This window comes from Pseudomonas sp. BN606, assembly GCF_029873115.1.
GTDB lineage: Bacteria > Pseudomonadota > Gammaproteobacteria > Pseudomonadales > Pseudomonadaceae > Metapseudomonas.
Genome location: NZ_SSOF01000028.1, coordinates 115,810 through 134,361 on the forward strand (window position 1 = coordinate 115,810; position 18,552 = coordinate 134,361).

Here is an 18,552-nt window from a genome sequence, read left to right on the forward strand (position 1 = left end):
AGCGCATGGTGTGGGATCGAAAAACGGCCTGAATCCCCCAAAGGGACTAGTCATCTTGGTGCCCCGCAAAGCACGACGCCCGCGCGGGGCGGGCGTCGTGGCGAGGCGGGTTCGCCAGCAAGCTGGCGCCTACGTAGGAGCCGGCTTGCTGGCGGATCGCGATTTCAGAGGAAGAAGTCGGTGCTATCGAGCCCCATCCCCACGCCGCCCAGGTTGAGGGCGTACTTGCCCGGGCAGTTGGCCACGTGGGCGCGCCCGGTATGGATATCGCGGAAGGCGCGGTTGATGCCGTGCTGGCGGAAGATGGTGGACGCGCCGCTGTTGTACATCAGGGCTTCCACCGCCTGGGCGCATTTGTCCGGGACTATCGCCGAGTCGTAGCGCATCTTCACCCGCTCGGCCATGGTCAGCGCCTCGCCCGCCCTGGCGCGCTGCATCATCAGGTCGAAGTTGCGCAACAGCACTGTGCGGCACTCATCCACCGTGACCATGGCATTGGCCAGCGCGGTCTGCGCGCCTGGGTCCTGGATGATCTTGCGCCCGTCGTTCACCCCGACGCGGCCCTTGTTGGCCTCGATGAACAGGTCGATGGCCCCTTGCAGCGCGCCGATGGTGGAAGAGGACACCGCACGCACGAAGATCTGCCCGAAGGGCAGGCAGAACAGCGGGTCGGTGTTCACCGCGTTGCCTGGGCTGTTTTGCAGGAAGCCATCGATGGAACGGTGGGTGCGGTGCTCGGGTACGAACACGTCCTCCACCAGTACGTCATGCGAGCCGGTGGCTTCCAGGCCCATCACGTCCCAGTTGTCGACGATGTTGTAGTCCTGGCGCGGGACTAGGAAGGTGCGGTAGTCCGGTCCGTCGCCTTCCTTTTCCGGCGGCACCATGGCGCCGAGGAAAGCCCACTGGCAGTGCTTGCTGCCCGAAGAGAAGCCCCAGCGGCCGCTAAGGCGGAAGCCGCCGTCGATGCGGGTGACCTTGCCCACCGGCATGTACGAGGAGGAGATCAGTACGCTCGAATCCTGGCCCCAGACATCCTGCGCGGCACGGTCGTCGAACAGCGCCAGCTGCCAGTTGTGGATGGCCACCACCCCCAGAACCCAGGCGGACGACATGCAGCCTTCGGCGAGGGTCATCTGCACCTCGAAGAAATCACGCGGCTCCAGTTCGTAGCCCTCCCAGCGTGCGGGCTGGAGGATGCGGAAGAAGCCCGCTTCCTGGAAGTCACGGATGGTCTCCTCGGGGAGCTGGCCGCTCTTCGCGGCCAGTGGCGCGCGTTCGCGCAGCACCGGCACCAGCTCTCGGGCACGTTGTTTCAGGCGTTGGCGGATCAGGTCGTGGTCGAGCATGTTGTTGTTCTCCTGTTGAAGGCTTTTCCACCTATCGCCGGGCATTCAAACAACGGGCAAGTGGGCGGGCATCCCTCAAACGGACCATATGCACGAGCTCGGAGCTGCCTGATTGCACGGACTGCTCTTCTGTAGGGGCGAATCAATTTGCCCCTACAGGGAGTTCGCCTGGCGGGCCCTCGCTTTGCCTAGTCCCCTCGGACGATGTTGCCCGCCCGGCCCTGGCGAAGAATCGGCTCCACTTGAGAACAACAAGAGGGCAGTGCGATGAGCCAGGCCGATCTGAAAGGCGAGATGCTCCAGGCGATGCGTCGTCTGGCCAAGTCCGTGACCATCATCACCACCAGCAACGGGCAGGAGCGGTTCGCCATGTCCGCCACGGCGGTGGATTCGCTTTCAACCGAGCCGCCGTCGCTGCTCATCTGCGTGAACAAGACCGCCTCCCTGCACAACGTGCTGGATGCCGGTGCGGACTTCTGCGTGAACATCCTCGGCCTGGAGCAGGAGGAGCTGTCCCACCTGTGCAGCGGCCCGGTGAAGGGCGAGGCGCGCTTCCAGCAGGGCGACTGGCGCAGCAGTGTAGGCGGCATTCCCTACCTGGGCGATGCCCAGTCCGCCATCCTCTGCCGGCAGGACGGCAAGTTCAGCTACGGCACCCACACCATCTTCATCGGTCGCATCGTGGAGATTCACAACAGCGCTGAAATCAGTCCGCTGGTCTATCTCAACGGCGCCTACACCACCACGGCATCGTCCCTGGCTGTAGCGAACTGAGGACTGCCCATGACCGCCATGGAGCAGAGTCCTGAAGCGCCGCTGCGGGTGCGTGACGCCACGCAGCTGGCCTGGAATGACAGCGCCGACCTGCTGGTGGTCGGCTTCGGTGGCGCCGGCGTCTGTGCCGCCATCGAGGCGGCCAGCCAGGGCGTTGCAGTCCTGGCCCTGGAGCGCTTCGCCGGCGGTGGCGCCACAGCGCGTAGTGGTGGCGTGGTCTACGCCGGAGGCGGTACACCGCAGCAGGCCGAGGCGGGCGTGGAGGACTCTCCCGAAGCCATGTACGACTACCTGCGCCAGGAAGTGGGCGACGCTGTGTCCGCCGATACGCTGCGGGGGTTTTGTAACGACAGCCGCGTCAACCTGGCCTGGCTGGAGCGCCATGGCGCTGCCTTCCAGGGTAGCGTGCCACCGCTGAAAACCTCCTACCCCAGCGACCAGTATTTCCTCTACTACTCCGGCAACGAGGCGGTGCCGAGCTACGCCGCCAAGGCGCGTCCGGCACCTCGAGGTCACCGCGCCCTGGGCTCGGGGATGTCCGGTATCAATCTGTTCCGTCCGCTGGCGGCCAGCGCGCAGCGCCTGGGTGTGCGCGTGCAACGCCAATGCGAGGTCCGGCGGTTGGTGGTGGACGACTCCGGTGCCGTGCTCGGCGTCGAAGCCTGGGGCCTGCCGCTGGACAGTGGCGCCGCGAAAAAGCATGCACGCCTCAGTCGCTGGACCGATGCCATTCATCCTTATGCTCCAGCGCTTGCCGATCGCCTGCGACGCAAATTGCGTGCGCTGGAGCTGGCTCATGCCGAGCGCCGACTGATCCGCGCCCGGCAAGGTGTGCTACTCAGTGCCGGTGGTTTCGTATTCAACCGCGCGATGCTCACGGTACACGCGCCGCGCTACCTCGACGGCCTGCCGCTGGGGACCAGTGGTTGCGATGGCAGCGGCATCCGTCTCGGCCAGAGTGCCGGCGGGCGCACCGCGCGCATGGAGCGGGCCAGCGCCTGGCGCTTCATCAACCCGCCGCTGGCCTGGGCCCGTGGCCTGATCGTCAATGCCGAAGGCCGCCGCTACTGCAACGAAGAGGTCTACGGTGCCAGGCTCGGGCATGCCATGGTGGAGGAGCAGGGCGGTCGCGCCATCCTCATTCTCAACCGGGCGCTGATCAAAGAAGCCTACGCCCAGGTCGGACCGGGCAAGGTCTGGGCCTTCCAGCGCTTGCCGGCGGTGCTCAACATGCTGTGCAACGCCCGTCGTGGCCGTAGCCTCGCCGAACTGGCGGAGCGCAGCGGGCTGCCGCCGGCGAACCTCGAACGCACCGTCGCCGCGTACAACGCCGCAGCGAGGGGGGATCGCGAAGACGAACTGGGTAAGTCGAGGGCGTTCCTGGCCCCGCTGGACGAAGGACCCTGGTACGCCCTGGACCTCTCTTTCGACAGCAAGCTCTTCCCCTGTCCGGTGATCACCCTCGGCGGCCTCACCGTGTGCGAACGCAGTGGCCAGGTGCTGGGGAATGACGGCTATCCCGTCCCCGGCCTGTTCAGCGCCGGCCGCAATGCGGTGGGTGTCGCATCCAATTTCTATGTGTCCGGCCTGTCCCTGGCCGACTGCGTCCACTCCGGACGACGGGTCGGTGCGCATGTGGCGGGCCTGGTTCGTGCCGCTCTGGCTTCCCAAGGAGAACAACAATGAAACGAGTCGAAGGCAAGGTCTGCATCGTCACTGGCGCCGCCAGCGGGGTAGGGCGCGAAGACGCGCTGCTGCTGGCCAGCGAAGGAGCGAAGGTGGTGCTCACCGACCTCAATGAAGAAGCCGGCCGCCAGGTGGCCGCCGAGATCGGCGCCAATGCGCTGTTCGTTCGCCAGGACATCGCCAGCGAAGCCGACTGGCAGAACGTCATCAAGCTGACCCTGGAGCAGTTCGGCCGCCTCGACGTACTGGTGAACAACGCCGCGATCCTCGCCATGGCCAGTGTCGAGGACACCAGCCTGGAGCTCTGGCAGAAGGTCCAGCGCATCAACAGCGACGGCTACTTCCTCGGCTGCAAGTACGCCATTTCGGCAATGAAGGACAGTGGCGGCGGTTCCATCGTCAACATGTCCTCGGTCGCGGCCCTGGGCGGCATGCCGGCCTTCTGCGCCTACTCCGCTTCCAAGGGTGCAGTGGCAGCGCTGACCCGCTCCGTAGCACTGCACTGCAAGGAGCAGGGCTACCGCATCCGCTGCAACAGCGTGCACCCGGACGGCATCAATACCCCCATGACACAGGCCCTGACCGGTGGCCAGGCGATTCCCCAGGACGTGCTGGACCAGAATCCGAAGAACCGGATGTGCGCACCGCGTGATATCGCCAACCTGGTGCTCTTCCTCGCGTCCGATGAATCGCGCTTCATCAATGGCAGCGAGATGCGCATCGACAACGCGCAGACCGTCAGCGGCCTGCTTTGATCCGGAGATAGCGATGGGCAGCGTGCAGCCACTTGTGATCGAGCCGCAGCAGTCCGGCGCCTTCCAGCTGGAAGTGGCCGAGGTGATCAGCGAGACCCACGACAGCCGTTCGCTGGTGCTGCGGATTCCCGCCGGCCTGGAAACGCGCTTCCACTACAAGGCGGGACAGTATCTGGGCTTTCGCGTGGTGCTCGGTGGCAAACGGCTGACGCGCTGCTATTCCATGTCCAGCTCGCCGGATTGCGACACCTTGCCCAAGGTCACGATCAAGCGAGTCGACGGTGGCCGGGTGTCCAACTGGTTCAACGACCAGGTGCGCCCCGGCGACCTGCTGGAGGTGCTGCCGCCCGCGGGGCATTTCCATCTGCGTCCCGGTACGCATGACCTGGTGCTGTTTGGCGGAGGATCGGGGATCACGCCGGTGTTCTCCATCCTCAAGTCGGCGCTGAAGACCAGCGGTCGCCGCATCAAGCTGGTGTACGCCAATCGCGACGAGGCATCGGTGATATTCCGCGATGAGCTCAAGGCGCTGGCCAAGGCCCATGTGGAGCAGCTGGAAGTGGTTCACGTGCTGGACTCGGTGCAGGGATTCCTGAGCCAGGGCGAGGTACGCCAGCTGGTGCGTGGTCATTCCGGTGCGGAGTTCTACATCTGTGGCCCCGGCCCCTTCATGGATACCGTGGAGAACGCGCTTCTGGGGCTGGGCGAGGCGCGCGAGCGCATCCATGTGGAGCGTTTCGTCTCGCCGCCCGATCCAGATGCGCAGGTAGCAGTGCCGGCTGCAGTTGGCGTCGAAGCGGAGCAGCTGCTGGTGGAGCTCGACGGCCAGCTCAGCGAAGTGCCCGTGCAATCTGGCGAGACCCTGCTGCAGAGCATGCGCAATGCAGGTCTCGATGCGCCTTACTCCTGCGAGGAAGGCTTCTGTGGCGCCTGCATGTGCAAGGTCGAAGAGGGCGATGTTGTGCTCTCGCGCAACGATATTCTCAGTCCTGCGGAACTCGCCGAAGGCTGGACCCTGGCGTGCCAGGGCCGTCCGGGCAGCGCGCGGCTGAAACTGAAGTTTCCGGGGTGACAGCCGGGGGCTACCGCCCTAAGTGGTGGTATTGAGCGTGTATGTCTGTGCCTTTACACCCGGCTTCGGCCGGGTTTTTTATTTGTACGGCACGGGCTGAGTGTAGGAGCGAGCTTGCTCGCGAAAGACCGGATTCAGGAGGTTCCCGAGCAAGCTCGCTCCTGCAGGTGCGGTGCCCCCTCAAGGGAACGAGGCGTAGTCCCAACGGACGATCACTCCTGCCCGTACCAGCGGTAGACTCCGCCGAAAGCCCCATTCCAAGAACAAGCAACGAGGTTTCCCATGGCACGTCTGTCTAGCAAGGTTGCGGTCATCACCGGAGCTGCATCAGGTATCGGTCTGGCCTGTGTTCGTCGTTTCGCCGCCGAAGGCGCACAGGTAGTCGGACTGGATGTGGGCGAGCCCCGCGCGGATGTCGCCGCAAGCCTGGAAGGGCTAAGCCCGGCGCCGGTGTTCATGAGCCTCGATGTGCGCGACGAAGCACGGGTGCAAGCGGTAATGGATGAGGTGGCGAAACGCTTCGGGCGCATCGACGCCCTGGTCAATGCCGCCGGCATCGCCAGCCGTGGCAGCATCACCGAGACCACGACCGAGGAATGGCGCCGCGTCCTGGATATCCACCTGACCGGCTCCATGCTCACCAGCCGCTACGCATTGCCGCAGATGCTTGCCCAGCGCAGTGGCTCGATCATCAATTTCGGCTCGATCTTCGGTCTGCAGGGCTGCGACGGCAACGCTGCGTACAACACCGCCAAGGGCGGTATCACCCAGCTGACGCGCTCCATGGCCATCGACTACGGCCACGCGAACATCCGCGTCAACGGATTGTGCCCGGGGCTGATCGATACACCCATGACCCAGATGGTGAAAGAGCAGAAGGAATTCCATGCCTACTTCGCCTCGCAGCACATGCTCTGCCGTGCCGGCCAGCCGGACGAAGTGGCCAGCGTGGCGCTGTTCCTCGCGTCTGACGACGCCTCCTTCGTCAGCGGCCAGATGATCGCGGTGGACGGCGGCTTCTCCGCCGGACGTCGCTTCGCCCCGCCACAAGCCTGACTTCATTGCCTTGACCACGGCCGGGTTCTCCCGGCCGCTGCCCCGTCTCGCCCCGAGAAAAGCCCATGACCGACCTGGAAAGCGCCCTGACCATCCCTGAACTGCTGGCCGCCGCCGCGAGCCGCTACGGCGAGTCCATGGCCATCGAGGACGATGGCACCCGCCTCAGTTATCACCAGCTCGACCAACTGCGTCGCCAGGCCGCCCGCGCCTTGCTGGCGCTGGAGGTGCAGGCCGGCGAGCGCGTGGCGATCTGGGCGCCGAACATCCACGAATGGATCGTCGCGGCTATTGCCCTGCAGAGCGTGGGCGCGGTGCTGGTACCGCTGAATACGCGGATGAAGGGCAGCGAGGCGGGTTTCATCCTGCGTGAGAGCGGCGCCAGCCTGTTGCTGGTGGTTGGCGAGTTCCTCGGTACCCGCTATCCGGCGCTGCTGGACGACGAGTCTCTCCCGGCGCTGCGTACGCGCATCTGCCTGCGTGGCGAGGCACCGGGTTGCCTGGGCTGGGACGAGTTTCTCGCTTTGGCCGCCGAGGTTTCACCGGCAGAGCTGGCGGTGCGCGAAAACCAGGTGCAGCCGCAGAGCCTGTCGGACCTGCTGTTCACCTCAGGCACCACCGGCAAGCCCAAGGGGGTGATGACCGCCCACGGCCAGAACCTGCGCATCGTGCGTGACTGGAGTGCGATGGTCGGACTGCGTCCGGGTGATCGCTACCTGATCGTCAACCCGTTCTTCCACAGCTTCGGCTACAAGGCCGGCTGGCTGGCGGCGCTGATGCGGGGTTGCTGCATCCTGCCGCAACAGGTGTTCGACGTGCCGGTAATGCTGGAGCGCGTCGCTCGCGAACGGGTGAACGTGTTGCCCGGTCCACCCACGCTCTATCAGTCGATCCTGGCCTTCCCCGAGCGCGAGCGCTTCGATCTTTCCAGCCTGCGGGTGGCGGTGACCGGCGCAGCCTCGGTGCCTGTGGAAATGGTCCGGCGCATGCGCAGCGAACTGGGCTTCGAGACCATCGTCACCGCCTACGGCCTGACCGAGGCCTGTGGCTTTGTCACCATCTGCCGTCCGGGCGATCCCGCCGAACGGGTGGCCACCACCTCAGGCCGCGCGTTCCCGGACGTGGAAGTGCGCTGCGTGGACGCTGCCGGCAATCCGGTCGCGCCGGGCGAGCCCGGTGAGCTGCTGGTGCGCGGCTACAACCTGATGCAGGGCTACTTCAACAACCCCGAGGCGACGGCCGAAGCCATCGATGCCGACGGCTGGCTGCACACGGGTGATGTCGGTGTACTCGACGAGCACGGCTACCTGCGCATCACCGACCGCATCAAGGACATGTTCATCACCGGTGGCTTCAACGTGTACCCGGCGGAAATCGAGCAGGTGATCCTGCGCTATCCGGGGGTGGCCCAGGCGGCGGTGATTGGCATTCCCGACGAGCGTCTGGGGGAAGTGGCCATGGCCTTCCTGTTGCCGGCTACTGGCCAGGCGCTGGATACCGGAGACTTCCTCATCTGGTGCCGCGAGCAGATGGCCAACTACAAGGTCCCGCGCCGCGCCCAGGTGGTGGAAGCGATGCCGTTGAATGCGGCGGGCAAGGTGACCAAGGACGCGCTGCGAAATTTGGCCTCATAGGGACTCCGTGGGGAAGTTGCAGGAAGCGAGCTTGCTCGCGAACCGCCCGAGCGCGATCTTTCGCGAGCAAGAACTCGGTGTCCCCCTCGCTCCTACACAAGACCGTGTCGGGATCCAGGCGCGAGGGGATTACCGCCTCTCTCAAGCCAGCGAAGCCACGCTGTTCAGCAAGGTCTTCACCAGTTGCGCCTGGCGCGTGGCGCCGGTCTTGGCGAACACGCCGCGCAGGTGCGCGCGCACGGTGTTGCGCGATACGCCAAGCCGCTCGGCGCTTTCGTCGAGAGTCAGGCCATCCATCATCAGCATCGCCACTTCGCTTTCCGTGCGTGTCAGTTGGAACAGGCTGCGCAGCAGGCAGCGCGAAGCCTGCGGGGAGTCGCCCGGATTGCGGATGAACACGGCCACGGCCGGCCGTCGGGCGTTGCCCTGGCCTTCGTAGTTCAGGGCAATGGGCCGTAACAGCAGGTTGAGCGGAACCTCACCCGTAGGGCGCGCCAGGGTCAATACCTCGATGCAGTCATCCCGGCCGTGCTGGTGGTGCTGCAGCATGCTCTGGATGGTCCGCTGCAGATTGCGGTTGTCCTGTCCGGCGAAGGCCCGCAGCTTGTCCTGATTGCACTCGAGGCCATCCTGGGCGGCGAACAGGCGCTGGGCGGCCTGGTTGCTGCGCATCACCTTGCCGGTCTGGTCGAGGATGGCGGTGCCCACCAGCAGACGGTCGATAGTGGCGGCATAGAGGCGGCGTTCGGAGTCCAGTTGGTCGACCGTCGAGTGGAGGTCCACGGCCTGTTGCAGGTGTGGCAGCAGCAGACGCACCAGGGCCTTTTCCGCGGTGTCGAAATCCCGTCCAGCATGCCCCCGGCAGGCGAACAGGGCGCAGTACATGCCAGCCGCCGTCTGCATATTGGCCACGAGCACGTAGCGCAGGTCGAGCGGGTGCAGGTAGCCCTGGTAGAAGTCGTGAGCCAGCCAGTGTCCGGTCCCCAGCACCTGATCGGCGCTGACCACCTGGTCCGCGGGCCAGTCCAGGAAGGGGCAGATGGCGTAGTAATGCTCGCTGTAGGAGGGCTCGCCGGGCAGGTGCGGCCCGTGGATCGAGGCGTTGACGATCAACCCCGGCCGCTCATGGGCGGGATTGCGCAGGACCAGGGTCAGGTAGCTGGCGTCTAAGCGTCGGCGCAGCGCGTCCAGCAGGCTGGCCCAAGGCGTGGGTTCCAGCGGTCCGCGGTAGTTCAGCGCCAGTAGCTCGCTGAGTTCTGGGGCACTGATGCCCGCAAGCTCATGGGCATATCGAAGATCGTCCATCCTCGCCTCGCTTGTTGTGGTTGTCGGGCTGGATCGGCTGAGTATTGGCGGCACGGGCTGTGGACAAATCGTCCGTTCGGCCTAGTGGCGGCGAGGATCGATTCGGTTGGCTGGGAAATGTAGGAGCGAGCTTTGCTCGCGAACATCCGAGCACAGGACATTCGCAAGCAAGAACTCGGCGTCCCCCTCGCTCCTACAGGCCAAGGCCCATCAAGCGCGCGAGCTTAGAGCGACAGTAGGTACTCGACGATGCGCTCGGCGGCCGCTTCCGCTGATTCGCTTGCCGTGTCGATGCGGATGTCCGGCGCCAGTGGTGGCTCGTAGGGCGAGTCGATGCCGGTGAAGTTCTTCAGCTCGCCGCGCCGGGCCTTCTGGTAAAGGCCTTTGGGGTCCCGGCTCTCGGCCAGCTCCAGCGATGCGTCGATGAAGATCTCCAGGAACGCTCCTTCGCCTGCAAGACCACGTGCCAGTTCGCGTTCGGCGCGGAAGGGCGAGATGAACGAAACCAGTGTGAACAGTCCCGCGTCCAGCATCAGCCGCGCCACTTCGCCCACCCTGCGGATGTTCTCCACACGGTCGGCTTCGCTGAAGCCAAGGTCGCGATTCAGGCCGTGACGCACGTTGTCGCCGTCCAGCAGGTAGGTGTGCCGACCCAGTGCATGGAGCCTGCGCTCCACCAGGTTGGCAATGGTGGATTTACCTGCCCCGGAAAGGCCCGTGAACCACAGGATACGTGGCGTCTGCCCCTTCAGTGCGGCACGGGCCGGGCCATTCACGTCGACAGCTTGCCAGTGCACGTTCTGTGCGCGGCGCAGGGCGAAGTGCAGCATGCCGGCGCCAACGGTCTGGTTATTCAGCCGGTCGATGATGATGAACCCCCCGGTATCGCGGTTCTCCACATAGGGATCGAAGGCGATCGACTGGTCCAGGCTCAGGTTGCACACCCCGATCTCGTTGAGTTCCAGGGTCCTGGCCGCGAGTTGCTCGAGGTTGTTGACGTTGACCTTGTGCTTGAGGGTGGCGCAGCTCATGCCGAGCGTGCGGCAGCCGATCTTCATCAGGTAGGGACGGCCGGGCAGCATGGCCTCCTCACCCATCCAGACCAGGGTGGCTTCGAACTGGTCAGCCACGGCGGACGGCGCATCGGCGCGGACGATCAGGTCGCCACGGCTGATATCGATCTCGTCTTCCAGGGTCAGGGTCACGGCCTGGCCGCAACTAACTTCCTCTTGTGCGCCGGCCATGCCGAGGATACCGGCAACGCGGCTCTGCTGGCCGGAGGGCAGGACGCGGACGCGCTCGCCAATGCGGATGGCTCCCGCCGCGACGTTGCCGGCGAATCCGCGAAAGTCGAGGTTCGGCCGGTTCACCCATTGCACCGGCAGACGGAAGTCGGCACCGGGGCGGGCTGCTTCAAGGGGGGCGTTCTCCAGGTGCTGGAGTAGGGTCGGCCCTTGGTACCAGGGCATGTTGGTACTGGTCTCCAGGAGGTTATCCCCCTTGAGAGCCGACATCGGGATGCACTGGATATCGGTCAATCCGAGTTGTGCGGCGAAGGCGCGGTAGTCGGCCTCGATGCGGGCGAAGACGTCCTCCGAATAAGCCATCAGGTCCATCTTGTTCACCGCCACCAGGACCTGGCGAATGCCCAGTAGAGACACCAGGTAGCTGTGCCGGCGGGTCTGCTGCAGCAGGCCCTGGCGGGCGTCGATGAGGATCACTGCCAGGTCGGCGGTAGACGCGCCGGTGACCATGTTGCGGGTGTACTGCTCATGGCCGGGGGTGTCTGCGACGATGAACTTGCGTTTGTCGGTGGCGAAGAAGCGATAGGCCACGTCGATGGTGATGCCTTGCTCGCGCTCAGCGGCCAGACCGTCCACCAGCAGGGCGAAGTCCAGCTCGCCGCCTTGGGTGCCGAGCTTTTTCGAGTCCACCTCCAGTTGGCCGAGCTGGTCTTCGAAGAGCACCTTGGTTTCGTACAGCAGCCGGCCGATCAAGGTGCTCTTGCCATCGTCGACGCTGCCGCAGGTGATGAAGCGCAGCAGGTCCTTGTGTTGTTGCTGCTCAAGGTACTGGTCGAGCTCGATTTTGGCGTTCATCAGAAATACCCCTCTTGTTTTTTCTTCTCCATGGAGCCGGCCGAGTCGCTGTCGATCAGGCGACCCTGGCGCTCGGAGGTACGGCTCACCAGCATTTCCTGGATGATCGCCGGCAGGTTGTCGGCCTCGCTGTGGATGGCGCCGGTCAATGGGTAGCAGCCGAGGGTGCGGAAGCGCACCTTGCGCAGCTCGGGGGATTCGCCGGGGAGAAGCGGCAGGCGCTCATCATCGACCATGATCAGGGTGCCGTCGCGGCGTACCACTGGGCGCTCCTGGGCGAAGTAGAGCGGCACGATGGGAATACCTTCGAGGTAGATGTATTGCCAGATATCCAGCTCGGTCCAGTTGGACAACGGGAACACCCGCAGGCTTTCGCCCTTGCGTTTGCGGGTGTTGTACAGGCGCCAGAGTTCGGGACGCTGCTGCTTCGGGTCCCAGCGGTGCTGCTCGGAGCGGATCGAGAACACGCGCTCCTTGGCCCGCGACTTTTCCTCGTCACGCCTGGCACCACCGAAGGCCGCGTCGAATCCATGCAGGTCCAGCGCCTGCTTCAGCCCCTGGGTCTTCCAGACATCGGTGTGCAGTGCCGAGCCGTGGGTGAAGGGGTTGATCCCTCGTTCCTGGCCCTCCGGGTTGATGTGCACCAGCAGCTCAAGGCCCAGGTTCCGTGCGGTCTGGTCGCGGAAGGCGATCATTTCGCGGAACTTCCACGTGGTGTCCACGTGCAGCAGGGGAAAGGGCGGTTTGCCCGGTGCGAAGGCCTTCATCGCCAGGTGCAGCATGACTGCGCTGTCCTTGCCGATGGAGTAGAGCATCACCGGGTTTTCACACTCGGCGACCACTTCGCGAATGATCTGGACGCTTTCGGCTTCCAGGCGTTGCAGGTGAGTCAGCATCGCTTGCCTCCTTGGGTGGCGCCGGCTCCACATGGTGCGAGCCGGCTTTTTTCCACGGTAGGGAATGCGTCGCCGGGGGTTCTTCGTCTGAGCGGACGAAGTTTCAGCGCTCCGTTGCGAACAGCGATTCGGCGCGCGCCTTGACCGCCAGGGCCACCGCATCGAAGCCCTGCTTGACCCAGGGACCGTGCAGCGCCATCACCTGGTCGGCGGTCGGGCCGAGGAACAGGTCGGTGGTGTGGTAGCGGCAGCTCTCCTTTCCGGTGGCCTCGATCACCTGCTCGCGGCGCGCGGCATCGGGATTGCTCGCGCTGGCGTGCATCTCCCAGGCCAGCAGGCGCGGCGGTTCGAAGCTGGCGAGCTGCTCGATCACGCGCAGTAGCTCGCCGGGGCGTGCGGGGTCGGGCAGGTACAGGTTCACTGGCTCGCCGAGCAGCAGGCTGGACTCCACTTTCACGGTGAAGGGGTTCCATTCGGGGTAGCGGTCAAGATCTACCAGGACCGACCAGACCAGTTCGGCGGGGGCGGCGATGTCCACGGTCAGCGATCTCACCAGGTTCTTTTCATCAGGCATCGGGGACTCCTCGGAATACAGGCACCGCACCGTGCGGCGCCGATCTGGCCGATGCTCCGCGCCCGCTGTCTCCAGTTCCTCGTCCGGGTGGACTAGCTGGTGCTGAACTGCAGGAGCGAGCTTGCTCGCGAAACCAACCCGCATTCGCCAGCAAGCGGGCTCCTACGTTATTAGTCCGCCCAGACGAAGAATCCTCGATCCCGCTCTCCCTAAGGTTTGTCCCGTGGCGGGTGTGCCGCCGGACCAGAGGAGAGCGAGATGGCCACAGATGGAATCGAACAGCAGGTAGTGAGCGGACAGGTCTGGAACGACTTCTGCGATCAGCTCAGGCGTGCCGGCGAGCAGGTTCTGCGGGCCGAGGCGCCGGCTGACGCACAGACCCGCGCGGAGGGCTTTCGTTACCTGACCCGCCTGTTGCGCATCGCCCTGGAGATGCATCTTGAGTTCGCCGACCCGGACTTTCCCGGCTTCTTCTCGCCCTCCCACGAGACGGCCAAGATCGGCGCCGACAACCCGGACAACCTCTACCAGTACGCGCGCCTCAATGGTGAGCGTCAGTACCGGGTCAGCGGCAACCGGGGCAGCGTTTCCTACCTCAGCTTCGGTACCCAGAAGGGCGGCTACGAAAGCGACGGCAAGATGATCCAGACGGGCTTCATCGATGCCAGCCAGCTGCAACTCGAGGCCGACGGCAGCTTCGAGATCATCCTCGGCCAGGAACCCGCGCAAGGAGGCAACTGGTTGCGCCTGGAGCCCGAGAGCAATGCACTGATCGTTCGTCAGACTTTCCTCGACCGTGCCAGCGAGCAGCCTGCGCAGCTGCGCATCGAGCGTCTGGACAGCCAGCAGAAGCCTGAACCGCTGGGCGCCGAGCGTTTGCAGCAGAGCCTGGGACGCGTCGCCAGCTTCGTCGAGAACACCGCGCGCCTGTTCGCCGACTGGGCCCAGGGTTACCAGACCCATGCCAACCAGCTGCCGCCGGCGGACCAGAAACTGTGCCAGGCGGTGGGCGGCGACCCGAACATCTTCTACTACCACGGCTACTGGTCATTGGCGGATGACGAGGCCCTGCTGATCGAGGTCGACCGCTTGCCGGACTGCGACTTCTGGAATCTGCAGATCAACAACTACTGGATGGAGTCCCTCGACTACCGCCACCACCGCATCTGCCTGAACAAGCATTCCGCGCAAGCCGACGCACGCGACGGGCTGCGCATGGTGCTGAGCCACCGCGACCCCGGCCTGCCCAACTGGCTGGAAACCGCTGGCCACGCAGAGGGTACCTTCTGCATGCGCTGGGTCGGCGCCAGCCAGCCCGTCCATCCCACCACGCGGGTGGTCAAGCTCGACCACCTCAAGGAGTTGCAATGACCAGCCTCATTCCCGCAGGTGACGATTTCTCCCTGGACAGCCTGCTGGCCGAAGCCAGCAGTCGTGCCGGGGGGCTCGATGACTTCGGCCCGGGTAACTACCGCGAGGCGCTCCAGGTGCTGGAGGATGCCTTGCACAACGAGGCCCGGCTGTCGGCGCAAGGCAAGGCGTTGCTTCGGGAAAAGCTGGTGGCGCAGCTGGTGAATCGACTGGTGATCGAGGATCACTGCAAGCGCTATCCAGAGATCCTCCAGCAACCCATCGACGACCCGCTGGTGATCGTCGGCCTGCCGCGCACTGGCACCACGCTGTTGCAGCGCCTGCTGTCGGTGGACCCCCAGTTCAGCAAGGCGCAGTGGTGGGAGACCCGCTACCCGGCGCCGCTGGGCGGCGAAACCCTGGAGCAGCCGCGAGTGCGAATCGAGCGGGCCCGCGCCGAGGTCGCCGCGATGATCGAGTTCGTGCCGCAGATCCTGGCGATCCATCCGCTGGACGCCGAGCAGCCGGATGAAGAGTTCATGCTCATGGAGCATTCATTCCTCTGCGCAATGGATTCCTACGTCAATGTGCCGGCCTACACAGCCTGGCTCGACCGCCAGGACCAGACTCAGGTCTACGCGTACTTGAAGAAGATGCTGCAGTTCCTGCAATGGCAGCAGGCGCGCCGCGGTATAGCACCGGGGCGCCGCTGGCTGCTGAAGAGCCCACAGCACCTGCACACCCTTGAAATCCTGTTGAAAGTCTTCCCGCGAGCGCAGGTGATCCTCACCCACAGGGACCCGGGCAAGACCGTTCCATCGCTGGCGAGCTTCATCCACACCCTTTGGCAGATATACAGCGACCAGGCTGACCCGGCCGAGGTCGGCGAGCAGTGGAACAGCCGCATGGCCCGAGCTCTGCGCCACAGCATGACGGTGCGCGAAAACCACCCTGCCAGTGCGTTCTTCGACCTGCACTTCGAAGACACGGTGGCCGACCCGCTGGGCGTGGCCGAACGCATCTATCGATTCGCAGGCCTGGAGCTGACGCCTGTGGTGCGCGCTGCGATGGTGGACTGGCTCTCGCGCAATGGTCGCGAACAACGTGCGGCGCACCAGTACGACCCGGCGACTTTCGGCCTCGATGAGGCGCGCCTGCAACGCGACTACGGCGACTACCGCGCCCGCCACCTCGCCTGAACAGGCCGGTGCCGGTTCTTGTGTGTAGGAGCGAGCTTGCTCGCGAAGCAGCCTCCGAATTCGCGAGCAAGCTCGCTCCTACGAAAAAAGCAGATCGATAACAACAAAAGGACACGAACATGCTGCTGAACGACAAGGTTGTAATGATCTCCGGGATCGGCCCGGGAATGGGCATCAAGCTCGCGCTCGAATCGGCGCGTGAAGGTGCTCGCGCCGTGGCGATCTGCGCCCGCAATGAAGCGCGCCTGCGCGAGGCGGAGCAACGCATCCGCGCTTTGGGTACCGATTGCCAGGTGCTGTGGATGTGCACCGACGTGATTGATCCCGACGCCTGTCGCAGATTCGCCGAGGCAACGGTGGAGCGCTTCGGACGCATCGATGCCCTGGTCAATAGCGCTTATGCCCATGGTGGTTTCGAGTCCCTGGAAGGCTGTACCGACCAACTGCTCCAGGAAGCCCTGGATGTGAACCTGTTCGGCTCGCTGCACCTGACTCGGGCGGTGCTACCGCACATGAAGGCGCAAGGAACCGGTGCCATCGTCATGGTCAGCACTCTGGGCGTATTCAAGCCCTACGCAGGCGGCGGCGCCTATGCGATTTCCAAGGGCAGCCTGGCGGTGGCGGTGCGTTATCTGGCCTCCGAGCTGGCTGGGCACGGCCTGAGGGTGAATGGCCTGGCCTGTGGCTGGATGTGGGGTGAGCCGGTGCACGCCCATGTGCGCACGGCCGCAGCAGCGCGTGGTGTCAGCGAAGAACAGGTGCGAGCGGAGTTCAGTGCGGGTATTCCCGGCGGGCGCATGCCGGGCGACGAGGAGTGCGCCCGCGCGGCCCTGTTCCTTGTCTCCGACTACGCCAGCGCCATCAATGGCGCGCAGCTGGATTCCAACGGCGGCGAGCTGATGCGCTGAGCACGGGGAGAGGAAGATGCTCGATCACTGTGCCTTCAACGGCGACGCCGACGGGCTCTGCGCCCTGCAGCAGTTGCGCCTGGCGGGTGAACTGGATGCGGATGTGCGCCTGGTCAGTGGTGTGAAACGTGACATCCGCCTGCTCGACCGGGTGCCGCCCAGTCCGGGTGGGCGGGTCACGGTGCTGGACATCTCCCATGAGCAGAATCGCGCGGATGTCCTGCGCCTGCTCGGTGCTGGTGCGCGCATCCGCTACTTCGACCACCACTTCGCCGGTGAGCTGCCCGCGCACCCGGCGTTCGAGTCTTTCATCGACACGGCGACCGACGTCTGTACTGGCCTGCTGGTGAATCGCTTCCTCGCGGGGCGCTTCCATCGCTGGGCGGTGGTGGCGGCTTTCGGTGACGGCATGAGTGGACCGGCCAGGGCCCTGGCCGGGCTCCACGGCCTGGAACCGGCGGAAATCAGCGCACTGGAAGAGCTGGGTTTGCTGCTGAACTACAACGCTTATGGCGACAGTCTGGACGACCTGCATTTCGATCCGCTGATGCTGGCGGCGGAGCTGGCGCCCTATGAAGACCCACTGGACTTCATTCGGCTCGGCGCCAGCTTCGCCCGCTTGCGTGACGGCTACGCGGTTGATATGGCGGCGGCTGCCCGACTCGACCCCTGGTATGCCGGGAATGGCGCGACGCTTTACCGCTTGCCGGAGGAACCCTGGGCGCGACGGGTAAGCGGGGTGCTGGCTAACCAGCTGGCATCGCGGGACCCGCAGCGCGCACTTGGCCTGTTGAGCGCGCGGGCCGACGGGGATTGGACATTCAGCCTGCGAGTACCCGCCGGAGCCAGCCTGGAAGCGGATGCCTTCTGCCGGGGCTTCGATGGTGGAGGGGGGCGCAAGCGCGCCGCTGGCATCAACCGTCTGCCAGCCGGGACGTTGCAGCAGTTCGCTGATGTCTTCCTTGGCAGCTTTCCTGGCGCGGCGCGGTAGCTTGGCGTGCATGCGAATCGCGGGATGGGCATCGTGCGACGTTCCGCCAACGATGCGCGGCGGCGCCTTCGGAGACGCGCTGTCTACAGCGCGAAACCGTCCCGCTCCATCCTTGCCAACAGGCCCTGCCAGAAGGGAAGTTCGGCGGTGTTGCCGACGCGTCTGAGTGCGCCGCCCTTCATCGCATAGAGCCCGTCGGCATCAAAGGCGTAGCGCAGGGCCAGGTCCTTGCGTCGGGAGGAGGGGAGGATGTCGTCCACCAGGTTGTCCAGCACCAGCGGCTCGGCATCCGGGGTTTCGTAGTAGGTCACCACCATGTGCGCCTGGTTCAGCTCCAGGGCTCGCGCATAAGTGATGCGCAGCTTGCTTGGGTCAACGCCCAGCTGCAGCAGGGTGAAGTACTTGGCCAGGGCGAAGTCCTCGCAGTCCCCGGCGCCTTTGGCCAGGGTTTCCACGGGCGTGGCCCAGTAGTCGCGACGCTGCCAGAGAGCGCTGTCGTCGGTGAAGCGCACCTGGCGATTGATCTGCCGGTTGACGGCTTCAAGCTGCTGTCGCTCGGTCAGGCGGTGGCCGGTTTCCAGCAGGTCGCGCCAGGCGTGCAGGCGGTCCTTGGCCGGACCGCTGCGGCCGAAGCGTTTTTCCGCCTTGCGCAGCACCGGGTCGACACTCCAGGCGGCCCTGGCGTCGCCAGCACCCAACAGCAGGGCGCCGCTGAAAACGGCGAGCGTGAGTAATTGCCAGGACAGGGGTACGCCGAAGCGGCGAGGAGCGGGCTTCTGCAACGGTTTGACTCTCCAGGGGAAAGCGGCCGGAGCCGGGTTCTATGGTGGATCAATCCGTTGAACGAATCACCGGCATAGGGAACACCCTCCGCCGGTTCAGGGATGTGGGAACACTAGGATCA

16 protein-coding genes are annotated in these 18,552 nt (G+C 65.1%); 10 read left to right on the forward strand and 6 right to left on the reverse strand.

What is annotated here, in order from left to right:
• Positions 1 to 164: 164 nt before the first annotated feature.
• Positions 165 to 1,349 (reverse strand): flavin-dependent monooxygenase, encoded by a 1,185-nt coding sequence (locus E8E75_RS02035; RefSeq protein ID WP_153920947.1) that lies wholly within the window; start codon positions 1,347 to 1,349, stop codon positions 165 to 167.
• Positions 1,350 to 1,616: 267 nt separating this feature from the next.
• Between E8E75_RS02035 and E8E75_RS02040 the strand changes: the two genes are divergently transcribed.
• From E8E75_RS02040 to E8E75_RS02065, 6 genes are all read left to right on the forward strand, one after another.
• Positions 1,617 to 2,123 carry a flavin reductase family protein gene (locus tag E8E75_RS02040; protein ID WP_120655013.1) on the forward strand — a complete coding sequence of 169 codons (507 nt, stop codon included), beginning with the start codon at positions 1,617 to 1,619 and terminating at the stop codon, positions 2,121 to 2,123.
• A gap of 9 nt (positions 2,124 to 2,132) precedes the next feature.
• Positions 2,133 to 3,809 carry an FAD-binding protein gene (locus E8E75_RS02045; protein ID WP_120655014.1) on the forward strand — a complete coding sequence of 559 codons (1,677 nt, stop codon included), beginning with the start codon at positions 2,133 to 2,135 and terminating at the stop codon, positions 3,807 to 3,809.
• A complete protein-coding gene (locus E8E75_RS02050; RefSeq protein ID WP_153920951.1) occupies positions 3,806 to 4,564 on the forward strand; it encodes a glucose 1-dehydrogenase in 759 nt (252 codons plus the stop codon). Before E8E75_RS02045 ends, E8E75_RS02050 begins: the two co-directional genes overlap by 4 nt.
• 13 nt (positions 4,565 to 4,577) lie before the next feature.
• Positions 4,578 to 5,636, forward strand: a complete 1,059-nt coding sequence (locus tag E8E75_RS02055) for a ferredoxin--NADP reductase (RefSeq protein ID WP_120655016.1) — start codon at positions 4,578 to 4,580, stop codon at positions 5,634 to 5,636.
• 282 nt (positions 5,637 to 5,918) lie between these two features.
• Complete coding sequence (locus tag E8E75_RS02060; protein WP_120655017.1) at positions 5,919 to 6,692, forward strand: SDR family oxidoreductase; 774 nt, start codon at positions 5,919 to 5,921, stop codon at positions 6,690 to 6,692.
• A gap of 65 nt (positions 6,693 to 6,757) precedes the next feature.
• Positions 6,758 to 8,326, forward strand: coding sequence for a FadD3 family acyl-CoA ligase (locus E8E75_RS02065; protein ID WP_153920953.1), 1,569 nt, complete (start codon positions 6,758 to 6,760; stop codon positions 8,324 to 8,326).
• Between the two features lie 141 nt (positions 8,327 to 8,467).
• Here E8E75_RS02065 and E8E75_RS02070 read toward each other — a convergent pair whose 3' ends face one another.
• From E8E75_RS02070 to E8E75_RS02085, 4 genes are all read right to left on the reverse strand, one after another.
• Positions 8,468 to 9,631 (reverse strand): helix-turn-helix transcriptional regulator, encoded by a 1,164-nt coding sequence (locus E8E75_RS02070; RefSeq protein WP_153920955.1) that lies wholly within the window; start codon positions 9,629 to 9,631, stop codon positions 8,468 to 8,470.
• Positions 9,632 to 9,855: 224 nt separating this feature from the next.
• The gene (cysN, locus tag E8E75_RS02075; RefSeq protein ID WP_153920957.1) at positions 9,856 to 11,730 is read right to left on the reverse strand and encodes a sulfate adenylyltransferase subunit CysN; all 1,875 of its coding nucleotides are present in this window, start codon (positions 11,728 to 11,730) and stop codon (positions 9,856 to 9,858) included.
• Positions 11,730 to 12,659: a sulfate adenylyltransferase subunit CysD gene (cysD, locus tag E8E75_RS02080; protein ID WP_153920959.1), complete on the reverse strand. Its 930-nt coding sequence runs from the start codon at positions 12,657 to 12,659 to the stop codon at positions 11,730 to 11,732. The genes cysN and cysD overlap by 1 nt, the downstream gene beginning before the upstream one ends.
• A 70-nt stretch (positions 12,660 to 12,729) precedes the next feature.
• Positions 12,730 to 13,200, reverse strand: a complete 471-nt coding sequence (locus tag E8E75_RS02085; protein WP_120655022.1) for an SRPBCC domain-containing protein — start codon at positions 13,198 to 13,200, stop codon at positions 12,730 to 12,732.
• Between the two features lie 258 nt (positions 13,201 to 13,458).
• On the opposite strand from E8E75_RS02085, the gene E8E75_RS02090 reads away from it, so the two are divergent.
• From E8E75_RS02090 to E8E75_RS02105, 4 genes are all read left to right on the forward strand, one after another.
• Positions 13,459 to 14,571, forward strand: coding sequence for a DUF1214 domain-containing protein (locus E8E75_RS02090; protein ID WP_120655023.1), 1,113 nt, complete (start codon positions 13,459 to 13,461; stop codon positions 14,569 to 14,571).
• Complete coding sequence (locus E8E75_RS02095) at positions 14,568 to 15,749, forward strand: sulfotransferase (protein ID WP_153920961.1); 1,182 nt, start codon at positions 14,568 to 14,570, stop codon at positions 15,747 to 15,749. Before E8E75_RS02090 ends, E8E75_RS02095 begins: the two co-directional genes overlap by 4 nt.
• A 119-nt stretch (positions 15,750 to 15,868) precedes the next feature.
• Positions 15,869 to 16,657, forward strand: a complete 789-nt coding sequence (locus E8E75_RS02100) for an SDR family oxidoreductase (RefSeq protein ID WP_153920963.1) — start codon at positions 15,869 to 15,871, stop codon at positions 16,655 to 16,657.
• A 16-nt stretch (positions 16,658 to 16,673) separates the two neighbouring features.
• Complete coding sequence (locus E8E75_RS02105) at positions 16,674 to 17,648, forward strand: acetyltransferase (RefSeq protein WP_120655026.1); 975 nt, start codon at positions 16,674 to 16,676, stop codon at positions 17,646 to 17,648.
• Between the two features lie 83 nt (positions 17,649 to 17,731).
• Here E8E75_RS02105 and E8E75_RS02110 read toward each other — a convergent pair whose 3' ends face one another.
• Positions 17,732 to 18,430: a transglutaminase-like cysteine peptidase gene (locus E8E75_RS02110; RefSeq protein ID WP_120655027.1), complete on the reverse strand. Its 699-nt coding sequence runs from the start codon at positions 18,428 to 18,430 to the stop codon at positions 17,732 to 17,734.
• Between the last annotated feature and the right edge of the window lie 122 nt (positions 18,431 to 18,552).